Here is a 21517-nt window from a genome sequence, read left to right as displayed (position 1 = left end):
AGACCCGGCCGGGCCAGCTCGGCGCGCATGAACAGCGCCATCACGCCACCGATGCAGAAGAACGCGAACGACGTCACCAGATACAGCGTGCCGATCGTCTTGTGGTCCGTGGTCGTCAGCCACTTGATGACCACGTTGCCGGGCTGCTTGCGCCGTACCGGCAGCTCGTTCTCGTACGAGTCCTCAGCCGCGACGGCACCCTGGGGTTCGTTGGTGATGCTCACAGGTTCGTCGTCTCCCGGTTCTTCTCGTGGCTCGTCTGCGCGATGCCGGCGGGAATGTAACCGGTCTGCCCCTTCTTGGCGAGGTCCTTGAGGTGCTGCTCGTAGCGCTCGGGGGAGACGACCTTCACGTTGAACAGCATCCGGGAGTGGTCGACGCCGCAAAGCTCCGCACACTTGCCCAGGAAGGTGCCCTCCTTGTTGGGGGTCACCTGGAAGGCGTTGGTGTGGCCCGGGATGACGTCCTGCTTCATCAGGAACGGCACCACCCAGAAGGAGTGGATGACGTCACGCGAGGTGAGGACGAAGCGGACCGTCTTGCCCTTGGGGAGCCAGAGGGTCGGGCCGGGGTTGCCGGTCTGCGGGTTCTTCGTACCGGGGGTGCCGACGTCGTAGACGCCGCCGGCGTTGGCCGGGAAGTCCTCCTTGAACCGGTCCGGAATGGCGGCCAGGTTCTCGTCGGTGTCCGCGTTTCCGGTGGAACCCTCGACGTTCTCGATGTAGTTGAAGCCCCAGCTCCACTGGAAGCCCACCACGTTGACCGTGAGGTCGGGCTTCTTGGAGGTGTCGAGGAGCTTCGACTCGTCACGTGCCGTGAAGTAGAAGAGCACCGAGACGATGATCAGCGGGACCACGGTGTACAGCGCCTCGATGGGCATGTTGTACCGGGTCTGCGGAGGTACTTCGACCTTGGTGCGGCTGCGCCTGTGGAACATGGCGCTCCACAGGATCAGACCCCAGACCAGCACGCCGGTGGCGAGCGCGGCTGCCCAGGATCCCTGCCACAGGGAGAGGATCCGCGGAGCCTCTTCCGTGGTCGGGGTGGGCATACCAAGGCGGGGGAAGTCCTTGTATGTGCAACCGGTCGCGGTCGCGAGGACCAGGCCCGCAGTCAATGCCTGCAGCAGCTTCCGCCGCAACGGGCGCCGCGGCGTGGGGGTACCGCCCGCGCCCCCCAGGGCGTGGGGGAGGTCGGAGCCGTTGGGACTCACGTAGCGCCTTCCCGAGAGTCTCGCCCGCGCGGATCGGCTGCGGCCTGCCTTCTCGGGGTCGGTCGCCGCCCTGCGTCGGGCAGGGGTTTGGATGTTTATGCGGACCAAACCCTACTGGACGCAATTTGGGGTCGCGCGGGGAGGGTCCCCAACGCGCCGGGGGTCACCCCGAAGGGGTCTGACGGAGGGTCGGGCGCCTAGTGGGTGGGGGTTCCTCTTGTTCGGCGGCTGCAGGTGCGTTGTGGCTTGTCGCGCAGTTCCCCGCACCCCTTAGGTGGGACCGCGCACCCCTTGTTGAGGACTTAGCGTTGGGGTGTGTCCTACTTCGATGCGGCCTCCTCTGCTCCCCTTCACCCCGTTGCCCGGCAGGCTCTGCTGGCCTCTCTCGATGAGGGGTGGGCCGATCCCGCACGTCTGTACAGGGAGGGGCGGCGGGCCCGGATGTTGCTGGATGCCGCTCGGGAGGCCGCCGCCGAGGAGGTGGGGTGTCGGCCCGATGAGCTGACCTTCACATCGTCGGGTACACGGGCCGTGCACACCGGTATGGCGGGCGCTCTCGCGGGCCGGCGCCGCGTCGGACGTCACCTGATCGTGTCGGCGGTCGAACATTCTTCGGTACTCCATTCGGCGGAGGAGTGGGAGGCGGCGGGCGGCGAGGTGACGGCCGTCGCGGTGGATCGTGCCGGTGCCGTGGCCGTCGGGGTGTACGAGGCCGCCGTACGGCCCGACACCGCGCTGGCGTGTCTCCAGTCGGCCAACCACGAGGTGGGGACCGAGCAGCCGGTGGCGGAGGTGGCCGAGGTGTGCCGGGCGGCCGGGGTGCCGTTGCTGGTGGACGCGGCGCAGTCGTTGGGGTGGGCGGCAGTCGCGGGGCCCTGGTCGCTGCTGGCGGCGAGTGCCCACAAGTGGGGTGGGCCCTCCGGGGTCGGGCTGCTCGCCGTGCGCAAGGGAGTGCGGTTCGCGGTCCAAGGGCCCGTGGACGAGCGGGAGTCGGGGCGGGCGGCCGGGTTCGAGAACCTTCCGGCGATCGTCGCGGCGGCGGCCTCCTTGCGCGCGGTACGGGCCGAGGCGGCCCAGGAGGCGGAACGACTGCGGGAGCTGACGGAGCGGATCCGGGCGCGGGTGCCTCAGCTGGTGACGGACGTGGAGGTGGTCGGCGATCCGGTACGGCGGCTGCCCGGTGTCGTCACCTTCTCCTGTCTCTATGTCGACGGGGAGACACTGCTGCACGAGCTGGACCGTGCCGGTTTCTCCGTCTCCTCCGGCTCGTCCTGTACGAGTAGCACGTTGACGCCCAGCCATGTGCTGAAGGCGATGGGGGTGCTCAGTGAGGGAAACGTGCGGGTCTCGTTGCCGGTCGGGACCCCGGCCGAGGAGGTCGACCGGTTCCTGTCCGTCCTGCCGGGGGCGGTGGCGACCGTACGGGAGAAGCTGGGCGCGCCGGTTCCGGTGACGGTCCGGGAGAAGGACGCGCTCGTCGTGAACGCGCTCGGCAAGCGGTGCCCGATCCCGGTGATCGAACTGGCGAAGGTCATCGGCGATGTCCAGGTGGGCGCCACAGTCCGTGTCCTCTCGGACGACGAGGCGGCGCGGCTGGACATCCCGGCGTGGTGCGAGATGCGGGGGCAGGAGTACATGGGCGAGGAACCGGCGGAGAAGGGAACGGCATACCTGATCCGCCGGTTGAGCTGACCGACCTGCCTTCAGGGGCGCGGGGCTGTATCGATTTGCGGCTACCGCCGCGGGTGCGCGACCAGCCCCCACGCACCCGCACCCGGCACTCAGCCCAGATGCCCCTGGACCTCCGCCGCGGCCTCATCGCCGTACGCCTTGGCGAACCGCTCCATGAAGTGGGCCCGCCGCAGCTGGTACTCCTGCGTACCCACCGTCTCGATGACGAGAGTCGCCAGCATGCAGCCGACCTGTGCGGCACGCTCCAGGGAGACGCCCCACGCCAGTCCCGACAGGAACCCCGCGCGGAACGCGTCGCCGACGCCCGTGGGCTCGACCTTGGCCTCCTCGTCCGGGCAGCCGACCTCGATCGGCTCCTCGCCGACGCGCTCGATGCGTACGCCCTTGGCGCCGAGGGTGGTCACCCGGGTGCCGACCTTGGCGAGGATCTCGGCGTCGGACCAGCCGGTCTTCGACTCGATGAGGCCCTTCTCGTACTCGTTCGAGAAGAGGTAGGCGGCACCTTCCAGCAGGACCTTGATGTCGTCGCCGCCCATGCGGGCGATCTGCTGGGAGAAGTCGGCGGCGAACGGGATGGACCGCGTGCGGCACTCCTCGGTGTGGCGGAGCATCGCCTCCGGGTCGTCCGCGCCGATCGAGACCAGGTCGAGGCCGCCGACACGGTCGGCGACGGTCTTCAGCTCGATCAGCCGGGCCTCGCTCATGGCGCCGGTGTAGAAGGAGCCGATCTGGTTGTGGTCCGAGTCGGTGGTGCACACGAAACGCGCGGTGTGCAGCGTCTCGGAGATACGCACCGAGTCGGTGTCCACGCCGTGGCGGTCCAGCCAGGCGCGGTACTCGTCGAAGTCGGCGCCTGCGGCTCCGACCAGGATCGGCCTGGTGCCGAGCTGGCCCATGCCGAAGGCGATGTTCGCGCCCACGCCACCCCGGCGTACGTCGAGGTTGTCGACCAGGAAGGACAGCGAGACCGTGTGCAGCTGGTCCGCTACGAACTGGTCGGCGAAACGGCCGGGGAAGGTCATGAGGTGGTCGGTGGCGATGGAGCCGGTGACTGCGATACGCACGACGGGGACACTCTCCTGGGAGGGGAGGGGGATTGACAGTTCACGCTACCCGGTCGGCCCGTGCTCGCTGAAGCGGCAAAACTACCCGATAGTAGATCTTTCTCGCCGAGTATCCGGTGCATACGGTTCCACTATGACCAACTTCAAGATCCACCAGGCCCTTCAGGTCCAGCAACTGCACTCCGGACCGGGTGCCGCCCCGCACGATCTCGAAGGGGATCTGGCCTCCCTGCGCGGCGACTGCGCCCGGATGGCGCCGCACTGGGCGGCCCCGGACCGGATCATCGCCCTGCCCGTCTCCCCGTCCCGTATCCACGGCGTGACCGTCCCGCCCGCCTCGGCGCGGCTGGTGGACGCGATGCCCGAGTACGGCGACTAGGCCCGGCCCGGACGAGGGCCCGCGACCGACGGCACCCCGCCGACCAGCGCTCGACGGGAACCGTGCGCTCCCCCGCTGCGTCCCATCGCTGTCCCCCGTAAAGAGGACGCGGTGTACGACCTCCCGGTGCCTGTCTGTGACAGGGCCGGGTGGTCGGGACAGCCGGGACAGCTGGGAGCCCAAGGAGCGATGCGGTGAACACCGAGCGACCCGATCACGACGACGCCGACGCCGACGACAAGGCCGACGACAAGGCCACCGAGGCCACCGAGGCCGAGGCGGACGGCACCACCGAGGCCACGCCGGAGGAGAGCGACACGGAGCGTCCGTCCCGGCGCCGGTCCCCGGTGCTCGTCGCGTCGGTCGCCGCCGCGGTCCTGCTCGTCGGGGGCGGCGGGGCGTACCTCACCGCCGGCCTGACCGGCGGCTCGGGCGCCGACGATCGTACGGACAACTCCGCGCCCGGCGGCGACAGCACCACTCCCCCGCCGCTGGCCCTCGACGGCTACACCGAGGGCGGCACGGGCGGTACGGATGACACGGGCGGTACGAACGGCATCGCGCCCGGCGAGCCCGACCCGAACGGGGTGACCTACCGGGCGGACGGCGCGCTGCCCGCCGGGCCCGCCTCGGCGCCGGTGTACACGATGGCGAAGAAGGGCGAGGAAACGATCACGGCCGCCGAGGTGACCCGGCTGGCCAAGGCGCTCGGCGTCGAGGGGAAGCCGGTGACGGAGGCCGACAGCTGGCTGGTCGGCACGGCGAAGGACGGGACGGGCCCGTTCCTGCGGGTGAACAAGCAGGCGCCGGGGACCTGGTCCTTCAGCCGGTACCTTCTCGGCGGTCCCGACAACTGCAAGAGCACGACCGTGTGCGCGCAGAACTCCGGCACGGGCGCCGAGGGGACGACCGTCGATCCGGTGAGCGAGGCGGCGGCGAAGAAGGCCGCGGCGCCGGTCCTGAAGGCGGTCGGCCAGGACGACGCGAAACTGGACGCGAGCCAACTGACAGGCACCCAGCGGGTGGTGAACGCCGATCCGGTGGTCGGCGGACTGCCCACCTACGGCTGGACGACCGGCCTCCAGATCAGCGCGCAGGGCGAAGTGGTCAGCGGCAGCGGCCAGTTGGCGACGCCGGTGAAGAGCGACACGTACCCGGTGATCAGTGCCAAGGCGACGCTGGCCCTGCTCAACGAGCCGGGCGCCGGGGCGACTCCCGAGCACCGTATGGGCATCGGGGGCTGCGCCAGCCCCGTACCGCTGAAGGACCGTCTGGAGGCACCGTGCGGGGCCACCACTACGACGACGACGGGGCAGAAGGAGTCGCTCACCGTCGGCAAGGCGGTGTTCGGGCTGGCTTCGCACTCCGTGTCGGGGCGGCCTGCGCTGGTGCCGTCGTGGCTGTTCGAGGTACGGGCGCAGGGTGCCGCCAAGGGCTTCACGGTGACGTATCCGGCGGTCGACCCCCGGTACCTGGCCGGGGACGCGACCAGTGCGGAGCCGTCCCCGACGGCCACGCCGACCGCACCGGGCGACGAGCCGACGTCCGGGACGACGACGAGTGACATGAAGATCGAGGGCTACACGGTCTCCGGTGACGGCAAGGAGCTGACCGTGGGCTTCTGGGGCGGGGTGTGCAGCAAGTACTCGGCGTCGGCGAGCGAGGACGGGGACAACGGTGAGCAGGTCACGGTGACCGCGACCTCGACGACCAAGAAGGGCACGGTCTGTATCGCGCTCGCCAAGGCGACGTACACGACGGTGCGGCTGGACGAGCCGCTGGGCGACCGGAAGGTCGTGGGGGCGGACGGGGAGTCGATCCCCAAGGGCGACTTCGTCAACAAGTAGTCGACCCGGGCCCCTTTCGGGCTCCCCCGGTACGCGTGAAGGCGGCGCCCCCTCGGAGGGGGCGCCGCCTTCACGTGACGGCCTTGTGGCCTGACGGCCCTACGGCCTAGCTGAAGGAGTCACCGCAGGCGCAGGAGCCCGTCGCGTTCGGGTTGTCGATCGTGAAGCCCTGCTTCTCGATGGTGTCGACGAAGTCGATGGAGGCGCCGCCGAGGTAGGGAGCGCTCATACGGTCGGTGACGACCTTGACGCCGTCGAAGTCCTTGAGAACGTCACCGTCGAGGGAACGCTCGTCGAAGAACAGTTGGTAGCGCAGACCCGAGCAACCGCCGGGCTGGACCGCGACACGCAGCGCGAGGTCCTCGCGGCCTTCCTGGTCGAGCAGGGCCTTGACCTTCGCCGCGGCGGCGTCGGACAGGATGATGCCGTCGGTGACGGTGCTGGTCTCGTCCGATACGGACATCTACATCTCTCCCGGGTTGTACGGAGACTTCTGCCGACGAGTGCAACCGGCGGGGCCGCGGATTCATTCCGGGCCGAGAGTCTGTTTCTTTCCGTTCTCCTCTCCATGCTCGCACACACGCGGAAACGCGAACAGCGACCTGTGGACGGGCTCCGGTCCGGCTCCGGCCGGGCGCCGGGATTCATGTCACATCGACGCAATGAACCTCGTCAAAGTGACGTGAAGGGGTTACGATAGATAACGTCAATTAGACGAAAAGGCTTGAACGGCAGAACAGAAAGGGTGCGTGTCGTGACCACCGCCCAGACCCAGGACCTCGACGTACAGCCGACGCCCCTCGCCCTGCTGCTCCTCGGCCGTGAGGCCGACCCGCGGAGCGAGCGTGGCGTGGAGTGCCCCGGCGACCTGCCCTCCCCCTCCGACCCGAACCTGGTGGCACGTGCCCGTGCTGCCAAGGAGAAGCTCGGCGAGAAGGTCTTCGTCCTCGGCCATCACTACCAGCGCGACGAGGTCATCCAGTTCGCGGACGTCACGGGTGACTCCTTCAAGCTGGCCCGGGACGCGGCGGCGCGTCCGGAGGCGGAGTACATCGTGTTCTGCGGTGTGCACTTCATGGCGGAGTCGGCGGACATCCTGACCGGCGACGACCAGAAGGTGGTCCTGCCCGACCTGGCCGCCGGCTGCTCGATGGCGGACATGGCGACGGCCGAACAGGTGGCCGAGTGCTGGGACGTTCTGACGGAGGCCGGGGTGGCCGACCAGGTCGTGCCCGTCTCCTACATGAACTCCTCGGCGGACATCAAGGCGTTCACCGGGAAGCACGGCGGCACGATCTGTACGTCGTCCAATGCCGAACGCGCCCTCGAGTGGGCCTTCGAACAGGGCGAGAAGGTCCTGTTCCTGCCGGACCAGCACCTGGGCCGCAACACGGCCGTGCGGGACATGGGGATGTCGCTCGACGACTGCGTCCTCTACAACCCGCACAAGCCGAACGGCGGCCTGACGGCGGAGCAGCTGCGCGACGCGAAGATGATCCTTTGGCGCGGCCACTGCTCGGTGCACGGACGCTTCAGCGTGGACTCGGTGAACGACGTCCGGGAACGGATCCCCGGCGTGAACGTCCTGGTCCACCCGGAGTGCAAGCACGAGGTGGTGGAGGCGGCGGACTACGTCGGCTCCACGGAGTACATCATCAAGGCGCTGGAGGCGGCCCCGGCCGGTTCCAAGTGGGCCATCGGGACCGAGCTGAACCTGGTCCGCCGCCTGGCGAACCGTTTCGCACCCGAGGGCAAGGAAGTCGTGTTCCTCGACAAGACGGTCTGCTTCTGCTCGACGATGAACCGGATCGACCTTCCCCACCTGGTCTGGACCCTGGAGTCCCTGGCCGAGGGCAAGCTGGTGAACCAGATCTCCGTGGACAGGGAGACGGAGACGTTCGCGAAGCTGGCGCTTGAGCGGATGCTGGCGCTGCCGTAGGCGGGTTACCGGGTGAATGGCGCCGCCCGTGTCCATTCGGGTGCACTCGCGTTCTTGGGGATGCACATATTTGACGCGCATCCCCAAGAACGAGGTGACCTTGCCGCGCCCGTCCCGCCTCCAGCGGGCCATCGGGGTGCGCGCGGGCCGTCATCTGCGCCGCCACCCCCGCATCCTCCTTCTGGGACATCACCGACCCGAGGCTCTCGGTCCTCACCCACGCCACGGTCGGCGGAACCCCGGCCTACCGACGGGAGTTCGTCGACGACGACGCACCGACAGGACTGGACGACTTCGACGACTGGGTCTGCCGTACGGCCCTCAACCCGGCCCGTCCGCTGTACGGCGAGGCGGAGTACCTGCTGGCCGCAGAACCGGGCGTACGTGATCGCGCGCTCTGTCACTCCGTCCTCGCGGCGGTCTCGGCCGGCAACCGCAGTGCGTACCGCATCGCCGAACCGCTGATCACGTTCCACCACGCGGTGGTACGCCCCGACCAGGCCCACCTGCCCCGCCGACACAACGCGGCGCCGGCCTGGGCGCTGTCCCGGGACACCTTCCTTGGCAAGGTCGTCGGCCTCCACCTCGAGCACCTGTGCCGTGAGTGGGTCTCCTGGCACGCGGAACCCGACACCTTCGGCGGTCTGCCCATCGACGTCACCTCGGGAACCGAACGCCACGAGACCGCTCCGGCCCTCCGACCTGGCCTCGGCGTCACGCCAAGGAAGGAGCTACCGATCCGCTGGTCGTACCCTCAGCCTCACCGGCGAAGGCCAGAATTCCGTGTACGTGACACACAGGGGAGGTGTTTCTCTTGCGGTTCGCAAAATCTTCCAATAATTGATAGCCGGCGCACAGAACGGCCTCGTTCCCCTGATAAGACTCCAGGTTAATCACGGCGGCCTCGAGAAGACCAATCTCGTCGGCGAGTAAAGGAACACTGCGGCGCCCCTGGATTGAGCTGAATCCAGCTCGCGCGTAAAGCATCGGTATCAAACTGGATCCACTGGCCCTGGCGAGGGTTTCTTTGTCGACCTCACTCAAATCGACTATGAGGGCATGGGCGTGCTCGAAGATTTCTATAAGGGTGACTACCTCTGGGATCGCAATCGCAATCGCATCCGGGAGCGCTGACGCCAAGGGATCGCGAGGTTGGTCACGGCGCCGTCGACGCATCGATCTACTCCCGGAAGAGGCCTGTATGAGGACTGGGTCCCGCTTGCCAGCCAGCTATTTCGCGCCACGGCCGATAACGCAGAAGCCAAGCGATGCCCAAATCCTAGCGTAAGCGCTTTCCATTTCGACAGTTGTCGATCGTCTTCGATTACCTTTTATGTCATTTTTTCCTTATCGCGCACTCGGTCGCCAGGCATCGCCGTTGACCGCCACGGCGGGCGACACGTCGAAGCTCTGGGCGATGCGGGCGACCTCGTGGTTCAACAGCGTCAATCCAGAGCTTCGCCGCACGAGAGGCCACTCGTCGTAGCATCGTCAGGCTGTCGTGGCCATCACGGATCGCCGACCGGCAGGACTTTGGAACCGCCGCGAGGGTGAACGACTCGGAACCTTCGCCTTTGCGATTTCGGAGATTTTCCGCGTCGGCGGATTCGGAGACCCACGGTTACGCCTGTGAGACTCATCGAAAACGCCAGCACCGCCTGCCCCACAGCGCCTCAGCCAGCCGTACGACGAACTCCGCCGAGTTAAACAGATCCGTCTCCAACTCGTCCGCGACAGCAAGAGCCCTCGAGGGTCCGTATTCGTCGTCCCAGCCGCGATCTGGGACATGTTCGTCAACTCGCTGAAGGCATAAGACAGAGCGAAAGGGCGGCCGGGTCGCGTACGCGACCCGGCCGCCCTTTCGCTCTGTCAGCCGGTCACACCCCGGCCGGCTCCAGCACCTCCGGCTTCGGCTCCCGCTTCGCCGCCTTCTTCTTCGTCCGCCGTTCCTTCCGCAGCTCCACCACCGCGTACAGCGTCGGAACCAGCAGCAGGGTCAAGGCAGTTGACGTGATCAGGCCGCCGATGACGACCACCGCGAGCGGCTGGGCGATGAAGCCGCCCTCGCCCGTCACGCCCAGCGCCATCGGGAGGAGGGCGAAGATGGTCGCCAGGGCCGTCATCAGGATCGGGCGGAGCCGGTGACGGCCGCCTTCGACCACAGCCTCGACCACTCCGTAGCCCTGGCCGCGGTACTGGTTGATCAGGTCGATCAGGACGATCGCGTTCGTCACCACGATGCCGATCAGCATCAGCATGCCGATCATCGCCGGGACGCCCATCGGGGTGCCCGTGGCAACCAGCAGGCCGATCGCGCCCGTTGCCGCGAACGGGATCGACACCAGGAGGATCAGGGGCTGGACCAGCGAGCGGAACGTCGCCACCAGGAGCATGAAGACGATCGCGATCGCCGCCAGCATCGCCAGCGCCAGGTTCTTGAACGCGTCGTCCTGGTCCGACGACACCCCGCCGATCTCCGCCGTCGCACCTGCGGGGAGCTTGAGGGCGTCCAGCTTCGAGGTGAGGTCCGCGCTGACCGCGCCCGTGTTGTCGCCCGTCGGTCTCGCCGTGATCGTCGCGGCCCGCTGGCCGTCGATCCGGGTCATCGACACCGGGCCGTCGACCAGTCACACGTCCGCTATGTCGCCGCGTTTCACCGCGCCCAGCTTCAGCGCCTTCAGCCTGATCGTGCGAGGAACCACGGGCATTCACACCTGAGAGGAATCGCACCCGGGGCCGTGACGCGAAGCGCCCCAGCACCTTGCCCGGCGAATCCGTGTGTGGCGAAATCCAGCGGAGCAGGACGAGTTCCGTTGTTGCCGGAGGTGGTCACAGCTACCCCGGTCGACCGGCATCTCACTCAATCGGGTGATCCGATGAGCGGACGGTGTGGTGCGGGCGGTGAACTGTTTAGAGTCGGTGGCCATGAAGCTGGTGGTGCGGGTGAAGCTCCTGCCGACGCCCGTGCAGGCGGCGGCACTTGAGGCGACCCTGACCGCCTGCAACGAAGCGGCGAACTGGGTGTCGGCAGAGGCATTCGCGAAGAAACCGACCTCCAAGCGGGCGCTGCGGGATCGCACCTACAGTGCGGTCAAGGAGCGGTGGGGACTGGGTGCCCAGGCGGCCCAGCACAGCATCAAGAAGACCGCCGACGCCTACACCAGCCTGCGGGCCAACCTCAAGGCGGGCAACTACGGCCGCCCCGGCACCAAACGCTACGAGAAAGCGGCAGGCGAACCGATCACCTTCCGGGCCGAGTCCGCTCAGCCATTCGACGACCGGATGCTGTCCTGGCAGCACCAGGAGCGCACGGTGTCGATCTGGACAACCGGCGGGCGGATGAAAGAGGTGGCCTTCACCGGCCAGGCGGAACAGCTGGCGATGGTGGCCCGCTGCCGTCAGGGTGAATCGGACCTGATCCGCACCGGTGGACAGTGGTACCTCCTGGCGACCTGTGAGATCGCCGAGGCCGAGCCGAACACCCACCCCGTCGCCTTCCTCGGGGTGGATCTGGGCATCGTGAACATCGCCACCACCACCGACGGCGCCCGGCACAGCGGGCGCCGGATGAACCGGCGCCGAGACAACGACCGGAAACTGCGCACCAAGCTGCAGAAGAAGAACACCAAGTCCGCCAAGAGACGGGCGAAAAAGCACGCGGGCAAGGAAGCTCGGCGGGCCCGCGACATCAACCACAAGATCAGCAAGAGCATCGTGACGGTGGCACAGCGCACCGGTCGCGGCATCGCCCTGGAAGAACTCACGGGCATCCGCGAACGGGTACGGCTGAGGAAGCCCCAACGCGCCACCCTGCACTCCTGGTCCTTCCACCAACTGGGCACCTTCATCGCCTACAAGGCCAAGCGCTCCGGCATCCCGCTCGTACACGTCAACCCGGCGTACACCAGCCAGGAATGCTCCCAGTGCCACCACACCCACCGGCACAACCGGCCCTCCCAGGCCGTCTTCACCTGCAGGGTCTGTGGCTTCGTCGAGCACGCAGACCTCAACTCGTCCCACAACATCGCGGCCCGAGGCTGGATGACGTGGGTTCGCGGGGCCAAGTCACAGGCCCCCGCTCTCACCCTCATCGCGTGAGAGCTGGACGCAGCCGGGACCCATCGAAGCCATCGATGACTCGAGCAGCAAGCCCGGGCGTTCACGGCCGGGTCGTTGACGGACAGGTCCCTGATCCACAGAACGATCAGCGGCAGTATCACCGACAGCGGGATCGAGACCGCAGTGACGCGGTCGAGCAGACCGACACCATGAAGACCAGGATGACGATGACTGCGAAGAGGCGTCCGAGCCCGTCCTCCTTACTGGCTCCCGCTCCGGCCGCAGTACGCCCCGCGAGACTCACTCCACCCTTGGACGTACCAGTCCCGACTCGTAGGCGATGACGACGAGTTGCGCCCGGTCCCGGGCGCCCAGCTTGGCCATGGCCCGGTTGACGTGCGTCTTCACCGTCAGCGGGCTGACCTCCAGCCGCTCCGCTATCTCGTCGTTCGAGTGCCCGCCGGCGACCTGCACCAGCACCTCGCGCTCCCGCCCGGTCAGCGCGTCCAGCCGCTCGGCACGTGCGGGATCACGACTGTCGTCCAGCACGTCGCCCTGCGCGAGGAACTGGGCGATCAGCCCCTTGGTGGCGGCCGGCGACAGCAGTGCCTCGCCCCCGGCGGCGACCCGGATGGCGTTCAGCAGCTCGTCGGGCTCGGCCCCCTTGCCGAGGAACCCGGACGCGCCGGCGCGCAAGGACTGCACCACGTACTCGTCGACCTCGAACGTCGTCAGCATCACGACCCGTACATGCGCGAGCCCCGGATCCGCGCTGATCAGCCGCGTCGCGGCCAGTCCGTCGGTGCCCGGCATCCGGATGTCCATGAGCACGACGTCGGCACGCTGCTCCCGCGCCAGCCGCACCGCCTCCGCCCCGTCGGACGCCTCCCCGACCACCTCCATGTCGGCCTCCGAGTCCACGAGCACCCGGAAGGCGCTGCGCAGCAGGGCCTGGTCGTCGGCGAGCAGGACACGGATCGTCATGGGCGGTCCTCAGTGAAAATCGATGGATCGGCGAATCGGTGCGCGGCCGTCTACGCGGTTCTCGGTACGGGGGTGCCCGCGCCGTCCGCAGGACGCGGTCTGCTCTTCACCGGCAGGATCGCATGCACCCGGAAGCCGCCTCCGTACCGGGGACCGGCGCTGCAGCCGCCGCCGACCGCGGTGACGCGCTCCCTCATCCCGAGCAGCCCGTGCCCGCCGCCCTCCTCCGGGCCGTCCTGGCCTTCTCCTTTGCCCGGCCCGTTGTCCAGCACGGTGATCTCGATGTTCGGCCCCACCCGTACGACGCTGACCTCGGCCTTCGCCTCCGCTCCCGCGTGCTTCTGTACGTTCGTCAGGGCCTCCTGGATCACCCGGTAGGCGGCCAGATCGATGGCCGCGGGGAGGGTGGTGTCCTGGTCGGCGCGGGCGACCTCGACCTGGAGTCCGGCACTGTGGAAGGTGCCGACCAGCTCGTCGAGCCGGTGCAGACCGGGCGCGGGCTCGGTGGGTGCCTCCGGGTCCCCGGACTGACGCAGCAGTCCGACGGTCGCGCGCAGCTCGTTCAGCGCCGAGCGACTGGCCTCCCGTACATGGGCGAGGGCCTCCTTGGCCTGGTCGGGGCGCTTGTCCATGACGTGCGCGGCGACTCCGGCCTGGACGTTGACGAGGGCGATGTGGTGGGCGACCACGTCGTGCAGGTCACGGGCGATGCGCAGCCGCTCCTCGGCCACGCGTCGGCGGGCCTCCTCCTCGCGGGTGCGTTCCGCTCGCTCGGCGCGCTCTCTCATGGCGTCGATGAAGCCACGGCGGCTGCGTACGGCGTCCCCGGCGGTCGCGGCCATACCGGTCCAGGCGAAGATGCCGAGGTTTTCCTGCGCGTACCAGGGCAGCGGGCCGGCCAGCATCGCGGAACCGGTGAGGACGGTCATGGTGAGGAGGCCGACACGCAAGGTGGTGGGGCGGTCGGTGGTCGACGCGACGGTGTAGAGGGCGATCACCGCGGACATCGCGACAGGGGCACGTGGATCGGCGGTGACCGACTCGACGAGGGAGGCGACGCCGGTGAACGCGAGCACCTTCATGGGGGCGCGGCGGCGGAGGGTGAGGGCGGCCGAGCTGAGCACCATGAGGACGAGACTGAGCGCGTCGGGGGTGCGGGCGGTCCAGCCGCCGCCGTGCTTTCCATGCGGGTCGACGAACGAGGCGCCCAGCATGCAGAGGAGCACGGCTGCGGCGAGGGCCACGTCCAGCACGAGGGGGTGCGCCTTCAGATGGCGTCGGGCTCGCTGGAGGGGGGTCACATTCGTCAAGGTAGCTCTCACTTGGGCGTTACTGGGGGTTGCACCCCCAGGCACCCGCTACGGCCCTGAACGGGCCTTGTCCTCAATCGCCGGACGGGCTGAAGTTGCCGTCCGGCGCTGAAATACGGAACCTCACCCCGGGATCAAGCCGTCGTCGCCCAGCATCTCCCGGACTTCCTCCAGCGTCGCGTCCGGCGACGGGAGGATGAGGTCCGACGGGTCCAGGGCGGCGTCCGGAAGGGGCTCGCCGAGATCGCGGACCTTGTCCAGCAGGAGGTGGAGAGTGCGGCGGAAGCCGGGGCCGTCGCCGAGCTCCATTTCCGCCAGAAGCACGTCGTCCAGCTTGTTCAGCTCGGTGAGGTGGCTGTCCGCCAGCCTCACCTGGCCCTCCCCCATGATCCGTACGATCATGTCGCCCTCCTCAGGCGTGGCCCACTGCTGTGGGTTGCCGCTACGGGTTGCCGCGGTGGCTTACTGCTTGTCGAAGCGCGGAGTGTCGTTCGGCTGCTGCTGGGACTGCTGCTGGCCGCTGCCGCCCTCGATGGCCTGTTTCCCCGAGGACGACCCGCCGGCCAGCTCCGCCTTCATGCGCTGCAGTTCCAGCTCGACATCCGTACCACCGGAGAGCCGGTCCAGCTCGGCCTGGAGGTCGTCCTTGGCCATGCCCGTGGGGTCGTTCAGGGCGCCGGAGGCGAGCAACTCGTCGATCGCACCCGCCCGCGCCTGGAGCTGTGCCGTCTTGTCCTCGGCCCGCTGGATCGCCAGGCCAACGTCGCCCATCTCCTCGGAGATGCCGGTGAACGCCTCACCGATCCGGGTCTGGGCCTGGGCGGCGGTGTACGTCGCCTTGATCGTCTCCTTCTTGGTGCGGAAGGCGTCGACCTTGGCCTGGAGTCGCTGCGCCCCGAGGGTGAGCTTCTCCTCCTCGCCCTGGAGGGTCTGGTGCTGCGTCTCCAGGTCCGTCACCTGCTGCTGGAGGGCGGCGCGGCGCGAGAGCGCCTCGCGGGCCAGGTCCTCGCGGCCCAGCGCGAGCGCCTTGCGGCCCTGGTCCTCCAGCGTGGAGGACTGCTTGTTCAGCTGGGCGAGCTGCAGTTCCAGGCGCTTGCGGCTGGTCGCCACGTCGGCGACACCGCGGCGCACCTTCTGGAGCAGCTCCAGCTGTTTCTGGTACGAGTAGTCGAGGGTTTCGCGCGGGTCCTCGGCCCGGTCAAGGGCCTTGTTCGCCTTCGCGCGGAAGATCATCCCCATACGCTTCATGACACCGCTCATGGGCTTCGCGCGCCCCCTTCTGACTGACTTCAGCTCCAGGACCTGCAACAGGACCAACAGTACGGGCCCTGCCTCCATTACCGCACTGTTCCGGGCCCGATGCGCTCATCCCCAAGGACGACTGCGATCTGTCCCACTCCGGCGTAGGGAGTAGGTGACCCCCTACTGTCTGTCTCGTAAAGACGACCGGTGTTGCCGGATCGTTCCCCACTCGGCTGGGGTCCATGCCCCGATACCCATTACCCTTGGGTTTTGTGTTCCGTAGCCGCGCCAAGGAAGAGAAGGCCCCCGCCGACAAGGCGCTGGTGACCGACTCCAAGCAGACCCGTGACCCGCAGGCCCCGAAGGGCAGGCCCACTCCCAAGCGGAGTGCGGCCCAGTCCCAGCGCCGCAGCGTCGCCAGTACTCCCACGACGCGTAAGGAGGGGGCCAAGCGACAGCGCGACGAACGCCGTGCCGCGATGGACCGCCAGCGCCAGGCACTCGCCAGCGGGGACGAGCGTTATCTCCCCGCCCGCGACAAGGGCCCGGTGCGCCGTTTCGCGCGCGATTTCGTGGACTCGCGCTTCTGCGTCGCCGAGTTCTTCCTGCCGATGGCCGTGATCATCCTCGTGCTGAGCATGGTCCGGGTCGGCGCGCTGCAGAGCATCGCGCTGCTGCTGTGGCTCTTCGTGATCGTGCTGATCATCGTGGACTCGGTCTTCATCGCGCTCCGGCTGAAGAAGCAGCTGGCCACACGCCACCCGAACGAGCGGACGAAGGGCGCGGTCGCCTACGCGCTGATGCGTTCCCTCCAGATGCGTCGCCTCCGGCTGCCGAAGCCGCAGGTCAAGCGCGGAGAGCGGCCCTGAGCACTACGTCGTTCTCCGGGGGCGCGGCGGATGCCTGGCTGGACAGGCTGGGCGGGCTGCGGAATGTCGTACGGCAGGAACTGGTGGCCCGGCAGCTCGACGAGCAGATAGCCGGGCGGTTCCCGGTCGGGCAGCGGCTCCGGGTGCTCGACGTCGGTATGGGCCAGGGCACGCAGGCGTTGCGGCTGGCCCGGGCCGGCCATCAGGTCACCGGTGTCGAGAAGGACCCGAGGATGCTCGACGCGGCCCGTGAGGCGCTGGCCGCCGAGCCCGAGGGCATCCGTGATCGCGTCCGGCTCCTCGAGAGCGACGGCCGTGACACCGGGGTGCACTTCCTGCCGGGCAGCTTCGACGTCGTGCTCTGCCATGGCGTACTGATGTACGTCGAACTGCCGGACGCCCTGCTGGCGGGGCTGGCGCGGATGCTGGCGCCGGGCGGGCTGCTGTCGCTGCTGGTGCGCAACGGCGACGCGCTGGCCATGCGGCCGGGGCTCGCCGGGGACTGGTCGGGAGCCCTGGGCTCCTTCGACACCGACTCGTACACGAACCGGCTCGGCCTCGAAGTTCGCGCCGACCGGCTCTCCACCCTCACCGGCACGCTCGCCGGCATCGGGGCGCCGCTGCACGCGTGGTACGGGGTGCGGGTGTTCACCGACACGGCGGACGACGACGCGGAGATCCCGGCCGAGGCCGAGGTTGACGCGCTGCTGGCCGTGGAGGAGCGGGCCGGGCGGACCGATCCCTATCGGCAAGTGGCTGCTTTGTTGCACCTGTGCGGTGTTCGGGGCTGATAACCCCGGTGCTTCGTCTGCGGGTCCGTCGTGGCTGGTCGCGCCCGCGCGGCGGTAGCCGCAAGTCAAGTACAGCCCCGCGCCCCTAAAAACCTGCCCCGCGCCCCTCGAGGGGCGCGGGGCAGGTTTTCTGTCCGGCTACGCCTCCTGGGCGTCCTTCAGGCTCATCGGGCCGTAGATCTGTGTGGTGTCCTCGAACAGCCGTACCTGGTCCGCGCCGCCTGCGAGAAGTTCTTTCCAGTACTCACCGATCCAGGACTCGGCGTCCCCCTGCGTCGTGAACTCCTCGGGCTCCAGCGCGGGCTGGACCTCCGCCCCGTCGGCCTTCTCGAACCGCCACGTCCATGCCGCCATGTACGCCTCCAAGATATGAACCGCTGCAGACCAGGAGCCGGATCTTGATCCCGCTCCAGCCCCCCGAGCCTAGGGCCTGTCCGGCGGATCATGTCGGAGACGCGGGTCTTGGCACGCCCGTCTGCGGCGTTGTCGTCATTCGCCGACGCTCCGCGTCGACTCCCTCCTCCGCCTTGCAGCCAGACGCACCAAGACCCGCTCACCTGCGTTGATGAGGCACCGCAGCTATTCTCCGACCTGATCCGCCGGACAGGCCCCAGCCGGACGCGCAAGACCTGCGGGGACACGCGAAAATCAGGTTCGTGGAACTCACTCTGCTCGGTACCGGTGCCCCCGCGGGTCTGCCCCGCCCCGACTGTGCGTGCGCGGCCTGTGCCGGCGCGCTCGGTGTGCACGCGCGGGCGGCCACCGCGCTGCTCGTGGACGGCACGCTGCTGCTCGACCTCACCCCCGGCGCCGTACTCGCGGCGGCCCGTGCCGGGCACTCGCTGGGCGGCGTACGGCAGGTGCTGCTGTCGCATCCGCACGACGGGCCCGCCGTGGAGGTGCCGGCGGGGCTCCCGCAGCCCGGACGGGTGCCGGACGGGCGGGAGTTGGCACTGCTGACCGGGCACCGGGTGCGCGCGGTCCCGATGGACGCACCGGGTACGGGGTACGCGGTGACCGGTCCCGACGGGCAGCGCCTGCTGTATCTGCCGCCGGGCGCGGCGCCGGCCGGGCTCGACGGGAACGGTCCCTCGTACGACATGGTCCTCGCGGACGTCGTCGGGCGGCCGGACGCCCTGGCCCGGCTGCGGGCAGTGGGCGCGATCGGGCCGGCCACGGATGTCGTCGCCGTTCATCTGGACCATGACGTGCCGCCGGGTGCCGAGCTGCGGCGCCGGCTCGCGGCGGCGGGCGCGCGGGCGGTGGCGGACGGTACGACGTTGACGGTCGGGGTCTACGAGGACGTACCGGACGTGCCCCGGCGGACGCTGGTCCTGGGCGGGGCGCGGTCGGGGAAGTCGGTGGAGGCGGAGCGGCGGCTGGAGGCGTTCCCGGACGTGCTGTACGTGGCCACGGGCGGGACGCGGAACGGGGACGGGGAGTGGGCGGCGCGGGTGCACGCGCACCGGGAGCGGCGGCCCGGGTCGTGGCGTACCTCCGAGACGTGTGACCTCGTACCGCTGCTGAAGGACGAGGGGGCGCCGCTGCTCATCGACTGCCTGTCACTGTGGCTGACGGACGCGATGGACCAGGTGGGGGCGTGGGACGACGCGGAGTGGGCGGGGGGTGGGGAGAAGGAATTGCGGCGGCGGGTGCGGGAGTTGACGGCGGCGGTCCGGTCGACGCGGCGGACCGTGGTCACCGTGTCCAACGAGGTGGGGTCGGGAATTGTGCCCGCCACGGCGTCCGGGCGGCGGTACCGGGACGAGCTGGGGCGGCTGAACTCGGTGTTCGGGGCGGAGTGCGAGCACGTGCTGCTGGTGGTGGCCGGGCAGGCGCTGGCCCTGCGGGGGTGAGCGCCGGTCAGTCGGAGGCGCCCTTCCTCGCGATGATCCGGTACGTGTTCGCGAAGCGGGTACGGCGCAGGAGCGGGGCCAGGGTGTGGTCCAGGGCTGTGGCCACCGCCAGGAACGGGGTCACCGCCCGGAGCAGGAGTGTGCGACGGGCCGGGAGGGCGCGGGTGACGGCCAGGGAGAGGGCACCTGTCAGGTCGTACGGGATGTGGGGTTCCCGGCGGTCCGTCACGATGATCGTGCAGTGCTGGGACTCCAGTTCCGCCACCAGGTTGGCCAGCGGCATCAGGTGGAGGTGGCGCGGCTGGGCGTACCAGGGCCACCACCTGCCCAGCAGGGTGCCGAACGCGCAGTGCGGGTCCGGGACTTCGATGAGGAGGTGGCCGCCGGGGCGAAGGACCCGCAGGGCGGCGCGGAGTTCCTCGCGGGGGTCCTCGGTGTGTTCCAGGTGGTGGAACATGCTGACGACGTCGTAGCGGGCGTGCAGACGGTTGACGATCTTCTCGTCCGTGAGCCGGCCCCGGTAGGCCTCCTCGATGTGGCCGGAGGCGCGGGCCTTCTGAACGCGGCGGGTGGTGTCGACGCCGTCGAAGGCCGTGTACGGGAAATAGCGTTTCGCCGCCGCCGGAAAGGCTCCTTCGCCCGTCCCCACGTCGAGCCAGCTCTCCGGTTCCGGGAAGGGGAGCATCGCCCGGGCCGCCGCGCGGTGGCGGCGGGGCGCGACCGGGTGGGGGGCCTCGGGCAGATCCTGGTGGTGGAGGGCGAGACCCTCCGCGGTGAGGCGCGGGTTCTGGAAGGCGTGGGCGCAGTCGCGGCACTCGTCGACGACGAACGTGCCCGGCCCGCGCCGCCGGAGGTCCGATGTGCGCAGCCGGGTGCGCAATCGCCTGGAGCCGCACCAGGGGCAGTCCTCGCGGCGCGGTTCGTGGAACCCGTCGGTCCCGGTCTCCTGTGGGGCGGTCGCCTTGGGTGCGGCGGGCATGAGCGGCTCCTACCAGGAGGTGCTACGACATTACGTCTCAAAACGTTACGTAGGGGATCGCGATCCTGGGTGCAATGACATGGCTCCAACGTGACGGCGCCCTGTTCGATCGCTGCCGGTACTGTTCGGCGAATGAGCTCGCTTAATCTCGACGACTTCACCGATCTGATCGAGCGTCCCGACGGCGGTGTGCGCCGCGACGCGGAGGCACGGCGGGAGCGCCAGATCGTGCCGCCCGGGTCGCTCGGGCGCCTCGACGACCTGGGCGAGTGGCTGGCGGCGGCGCAGTCCTCCGTACCGGTACGGGCGGTGGAGCGACCGCGAGTAGTGCTGTTCGCGGGGGATCACGGGATCGCCGGCCAGGGTGTGTCGGCGCGCCCGGCCGGCAGCGCCGAGAAGTCCGTGCGGGCCGTGCTGGACGGCTCCAGCCCCGTCGCCGTGCTCGCGCGGCGGCTCGGTGTGCCCGTGCGTGTCATCGACATGGCGCTGGACTGCGAGCCGGACACGCTGCCCGACGAGGTCGCGGGACACCGGACGCGGCGCGGCAGCGGGCGGATCGACGTCGAGGACGCGCTGACCCTCGAGGAGGCCGAGGCCGCCTTCCTGGCGGGGGTCGCCGTGGCCGACGAGGAAGCCGACTCCGGTACGGATCTGGTGGTGCTCGGCGATGTGAGCGTGGGCGGCACCACGGCCGCGTCGGTGCTGGTGGCCGCGTTGTGCGGGACGGACGCGTCCGTCGTCACCGGGCGGGGCGGGCTACCGATCGACGACCTGGCGTGGATGCGCAAGTGCGCCGCGATCCGCGACTCGCTGCGGCGGGCCCGGCCGGTGCTCGGGGACCAGTTGCAGCTGCTGGCGACGGTGGGCGGCGCCGACCTCGCCGCGATGACCGGGTTCCTGCTGCAGAGCGCGGTGCGCAAGATGCCGGTGATCCTGGACGGTGTCGTCTCGGCCGCCTGCGCGCTGGTCGGGCAGCGGATCGCCTTCCGGGCGCCGGACTGGTGGCTCGCCGGACACAACAGCGGGGAGCCGGCCCAGGCGAAGGCCCTCGACCGGATGGCGCTGGAGCCGCTGCTCGACCACGGGGTGACCGTGGGCGAGGGAGCCGGGGCCCTGCTGGCCCTCCCGCTGGTCCAGGCAGCCGCGGCCCTGGCTGCGGAGCTGCCGGAGACGCCGGAGACACCCAAGGCGGAGGACGCGAAGGAACTGGAGGAGTCGGAGGCACCGGAGGAGTCGGAGGCTCTCTGACCACCGGGGATCATATGGGGCACATAGCGCAACATGCCCCATATG

At 69.4% G+C, this 21517-nt stretch carries 19 protein-coding genes and 2 pseudogenes; 9 read left to right on the top strand and 12 right to left on the bottom strand.

The window, feature by feature from the left end; translation table 11 throughout:
- Positions 1 to 224: pseudogene (locus G3I56_RS06170) on the bottom strand (cytochrome ubiquinol oxidase subunit I); the annotation flags it as partial.
- Complete coding sequence (gene coxB, locus G3I56_RS06165; protein WP_343239873.1) at positions 221 to 1213, bottom strand: cytochrome c oxidase subunit II; 993 nt, start codon at positions 1211 to 1213, stop codon at positions 221 to 223. The pseudogene G3I56_RS06170 and the gene coxB, both read right to left, overlap by 4 nt.
- Positions 1214 to 1528: 315 nt before the next feature.
- Here coxB and G3I56_RS06160 point away from each other — a divergent pair, with 315 nt between their 5' ends.
- A complete protein-coding gene (locus G3I56_RS06160) occupies positions 1529 to 2905 on the top strand; it encodes a cysteine desulfurase/sulfurtransferase TusA family protein (protein WP_164407806.1) in 1377 nt (458 codons plus the stop codon).
- Between the two features lie 89 nt (positions 2906 to 2994).
- On the opposite strand, the gene G3I56_RS06155 is transcribed toward G3I56_RS06160, so the two are convergent.
- Complete coding sequence (locus G3I56_RS06155; protein WP_164407805.1) at positions 2995 to 3969, bottom strand: carbohydrate kinase family protein; 975 nt, start codon at positions 3967 to 3969, stop codon at positions 2995 to 2997.
- A 133-nt stretch (positions 3970 to 4102) separates the two neighbouring features.
- Between G3I56_RS06155 and G3I56_RS06150 the strand changes: the two genes are divergently transcribed.
- Together G3I56_RS06150 and G3I56_RS06145 are read left to right on the top strand one after the other, a co-directional pair.
- Positions 4103 to 4348 (top strand): hypothetical protein, encoded by a 246-nt coding sequence (locus G3I56_RS06150; RefSeq protein WP_164407804.1) that lies wholly within the window; start codon positions 4103 to 4105, stop codon positions 4346 to 4348.
- A gap of 194 nt (positions 4349 to 4542) precedes the next feature.
- Positions 4543 to 6195 (top strand): hypothetical protein, encoded by a 1653-nt coding sequence (locus tag G3I56_RS06145; protein ID WP_164407803.1) that lies wholly within the window; start codon positions 4543 to 4545, stop codon positions 6193 to 6195.
- Between the two features lie 106 nt (positions 6196 to 6301).
- Here G3I56_RS06145 and G3I56_RS06140 read toward each other — a convergent pair whose 3' ends face one another.
- Positions 6302 to 6658, bottom strand: a complete 357-nt coding sequence (locus G3I56_RS06140; protein ID WP_006380335.1) for an iron-sulfur cluster assembly accessory protein — start codon at positions 6656 to 6658, stop codon at positions 6302 to 6304.
- Positions 6659 to 6949: 291 nt separating this feature from the next.
- On the opposite strand from G3I56_RS06140, the gene nadA reads away from it, so the two are divergent.
- The gene (nadA, locus tag G3I56_RS06135; protein WP_164407802.1) at positions 6950 to 8134 is read left to right on the top strand and encodes a quinolinate synthase NadA; all 1185 of its coding nucleotides are present in this window, start codon (positions 6950 to 6952) and stop codon (positions 8132 to 8134) included.
- A gap of 714 nt (positions 8135 to 8848) precedes the next feature.
- Here nadA and G3I56_RS06130 read toward each other — a convergent pair.
- Both G3I56_RS06130 and G3I56_RS06120 read right to left on the bottom strand, forming a co-directional pair.
- Positions 8849 to 9310 carry a hypothetical protein gene (locus G3I56_RS06130; protein WP_164407801.1) on the bottom strand — a complete coding sequence of 154 codons (462 nt, stop codon included), beginning with the start codon at positions 9308 to 9310 and terminating at the stop codon, positions 8849 to 8851.
- A 701-nt stretch (positions 9311 to 10011) separates the two neighbouring features.
- Positions 10012 to 10815: pseudogene (locus tag G3I56_RS06120) on the bottom strand (efflux RND transporter permease subunit); the annotation flags it as partial.
- A gap of 244 nt (positions 10816 to 11059) precedes the next feature.
- Between G3I56_RS06120 and G3I56_RS06115 the strand changes: the two are divergent.
- Entirely contained in the window at positions 11060 to 12232 is a 1173-nt protein-coding gene (locus G3I56_RS06115; protein ID WP_164407800.1) for an RNA-guided endonuclease TnpB family protein, read from the top strand.
- Between the two features lie 261 nt (positions 12233 to 12493).
- Here G3I56_RS06115 and G3I56_RS06110 read toward each other — a convergent pair whose 3' ends face one another.
- The 4 genes from G3I56_RS06110 to G3I56_RS06095 form a co-directional block, all read right to left on the bottom strand.
- Complete coding sequence (locus tag G3I56_RS06110; protein ID WP_164407799.1) at positions 12494 to 13177, bottom strand: response regulator transcription factor; 684 nt, start codon at positions 13175 to 13177, stop codon at positions 12494 to 12496.
- Positions 13178 to 13227: 50 nt separating this feature from the next.
- Positions 13228 to 14478 (bottom strand): histidine kinase, encoded by a 1251-nt coding sequence (locus tag G3I56_RS06105; RefSeq protein ID WP_164407798.1) that lies wholly within the window; start codon positions 14476 to 14478, stop codon positions 13228 to 13230.
- Between the two features lie 132 nt (positions 14479 to 14610).
- Positions 14611 to 14889: a hypothetical protein gene (locus G3I56_RS06100; protein WP_164407797.1), complete on the bottom strand. Its 279-nt coding sequence runs from the start codon at positions 14887 to 14889 to the stop codon at positions 14611 to 14613.
- 60 nt (positions 14890 to 14949) lie between these two features.
- Positions 14950 to 15747, bottom strand: coding sequence for a PspA/IM30 family protein (locus G3I56_RS06095; RefSeq protein ID WP_164407796.1), 798 nt, complete (start codon positions 15745 to 15747; stop codon positions 14950 to 14952).
- 224 nt (positions 15748 to 15971) lie between these two features.
- Between G3I56_RS06095 and G3I56_RS06090 the strand changes: the two genes are divergently transcribed.
- Both G3I56_RS06090 and G3I56_RS06085 read left to right on the top strand, forming a co-directional pair.
- Positions 15972 to 16598: a DUF3043 domain-containing protein gene (locus tag G3I56_RS06090; protein ID WP_164407795.1), complete on the top strand. Its 627-nt coding sequence runs from the start codon at positions 15972 to 15974 to the stop codon at positions 16596 to 16598.
- Positions 16599 to 16681: 83 nt separating this feature from the next.
- The gene (locus tag G3I56_RS06085) at positions 16682 to 17389 is read left to right on the top strand and encodes a methyltransferase domain-containing protein (protein ID WP_164407794.1); all 708 of its coding nucleotides are present in this window, start codon (positions 16682 to 16684) and stop codon (positions 17387 to 17389) included.
- Positions 17390 to 17527: 138 nt separating this feature from the next.
- On the opposite strand, the gene G3I56_RS06080 is transcribed toward G3I56_RS06085, so the two are convergent.
- Complete coding sequence (locus G3I56_RS06080) at positions 17528 to 17743, bottom strand: hypothetical protein (RefSeq protein WP_164407793.1); 216 nt, start codon at positions 17741 to 17743, stop codon at positions 17528 to 17530.
- A 302-nt stretch (positions 17744 to 18045) separates the two neighbouring features.
- Here G3I56_RS06080 and G3I56_RS06075 point away from each other — a divergent pair, with 302 nt between their 5' ends.
- Positions 18046 to 19245 (top strand): bifunctional adenosylcobinamide kinase/adenosylcobinamide-phosphate guanylyltransferase, encoded by a 1200-nt coding sequence (locus tag G3I56_RS06075; protein ID WP_164407792.1) that lies wholly within the window; start codon positions 18046 to 18048, stop codon positions 19243 to 19245.
- Positions 19246 to 19252: 7 nt separating this feature from the next.
- On the opposite strand, the gene G3I56_RS06070 is transcribed toward G3I56_RS06075, so the two are convergent.
- A complete protein-coding gene (locus G3I56_RS06070) occupies positions 19253 to 20224 on the bottom strand; it encodes a class I SAM-dependent methyltransferase (protein WP_164407791.1) in 972 nt (323 codons plus the stop codon).
- Between the two features lie 132 nt (positions 20225 to 20356).
- Here G3I56_RS06070 and cobT point away from each other — a divergent pair, with 132 nt between their 5' ends.
- Entirely contained in the window at positions 20357 to 21472 is a 1116-nt protein-coding gene (gene cobT, locus G3I56_RS06065; protein WP_164407790.1) for a nicotinate-nucleotide--dimethylbenzimidazole phosphoribosyltransferase, read from the top strand.
- Positions 21473 to 21517 lie beyond the last annotated feature (45 nt).

This window comes from Streptomyces sp. SID12488, assembly GCF_010548275.1.
In the GTDB taxonomy this organism is placed as follows: domain Bacteria; phylum Actinomycetota; class Actinomycetes; order Streptomycetales; family Streptomycetaceae; genus Streptomyces.
This window is presented reverse-complemented; position numbering and strand designations above follow the sequence as displayed.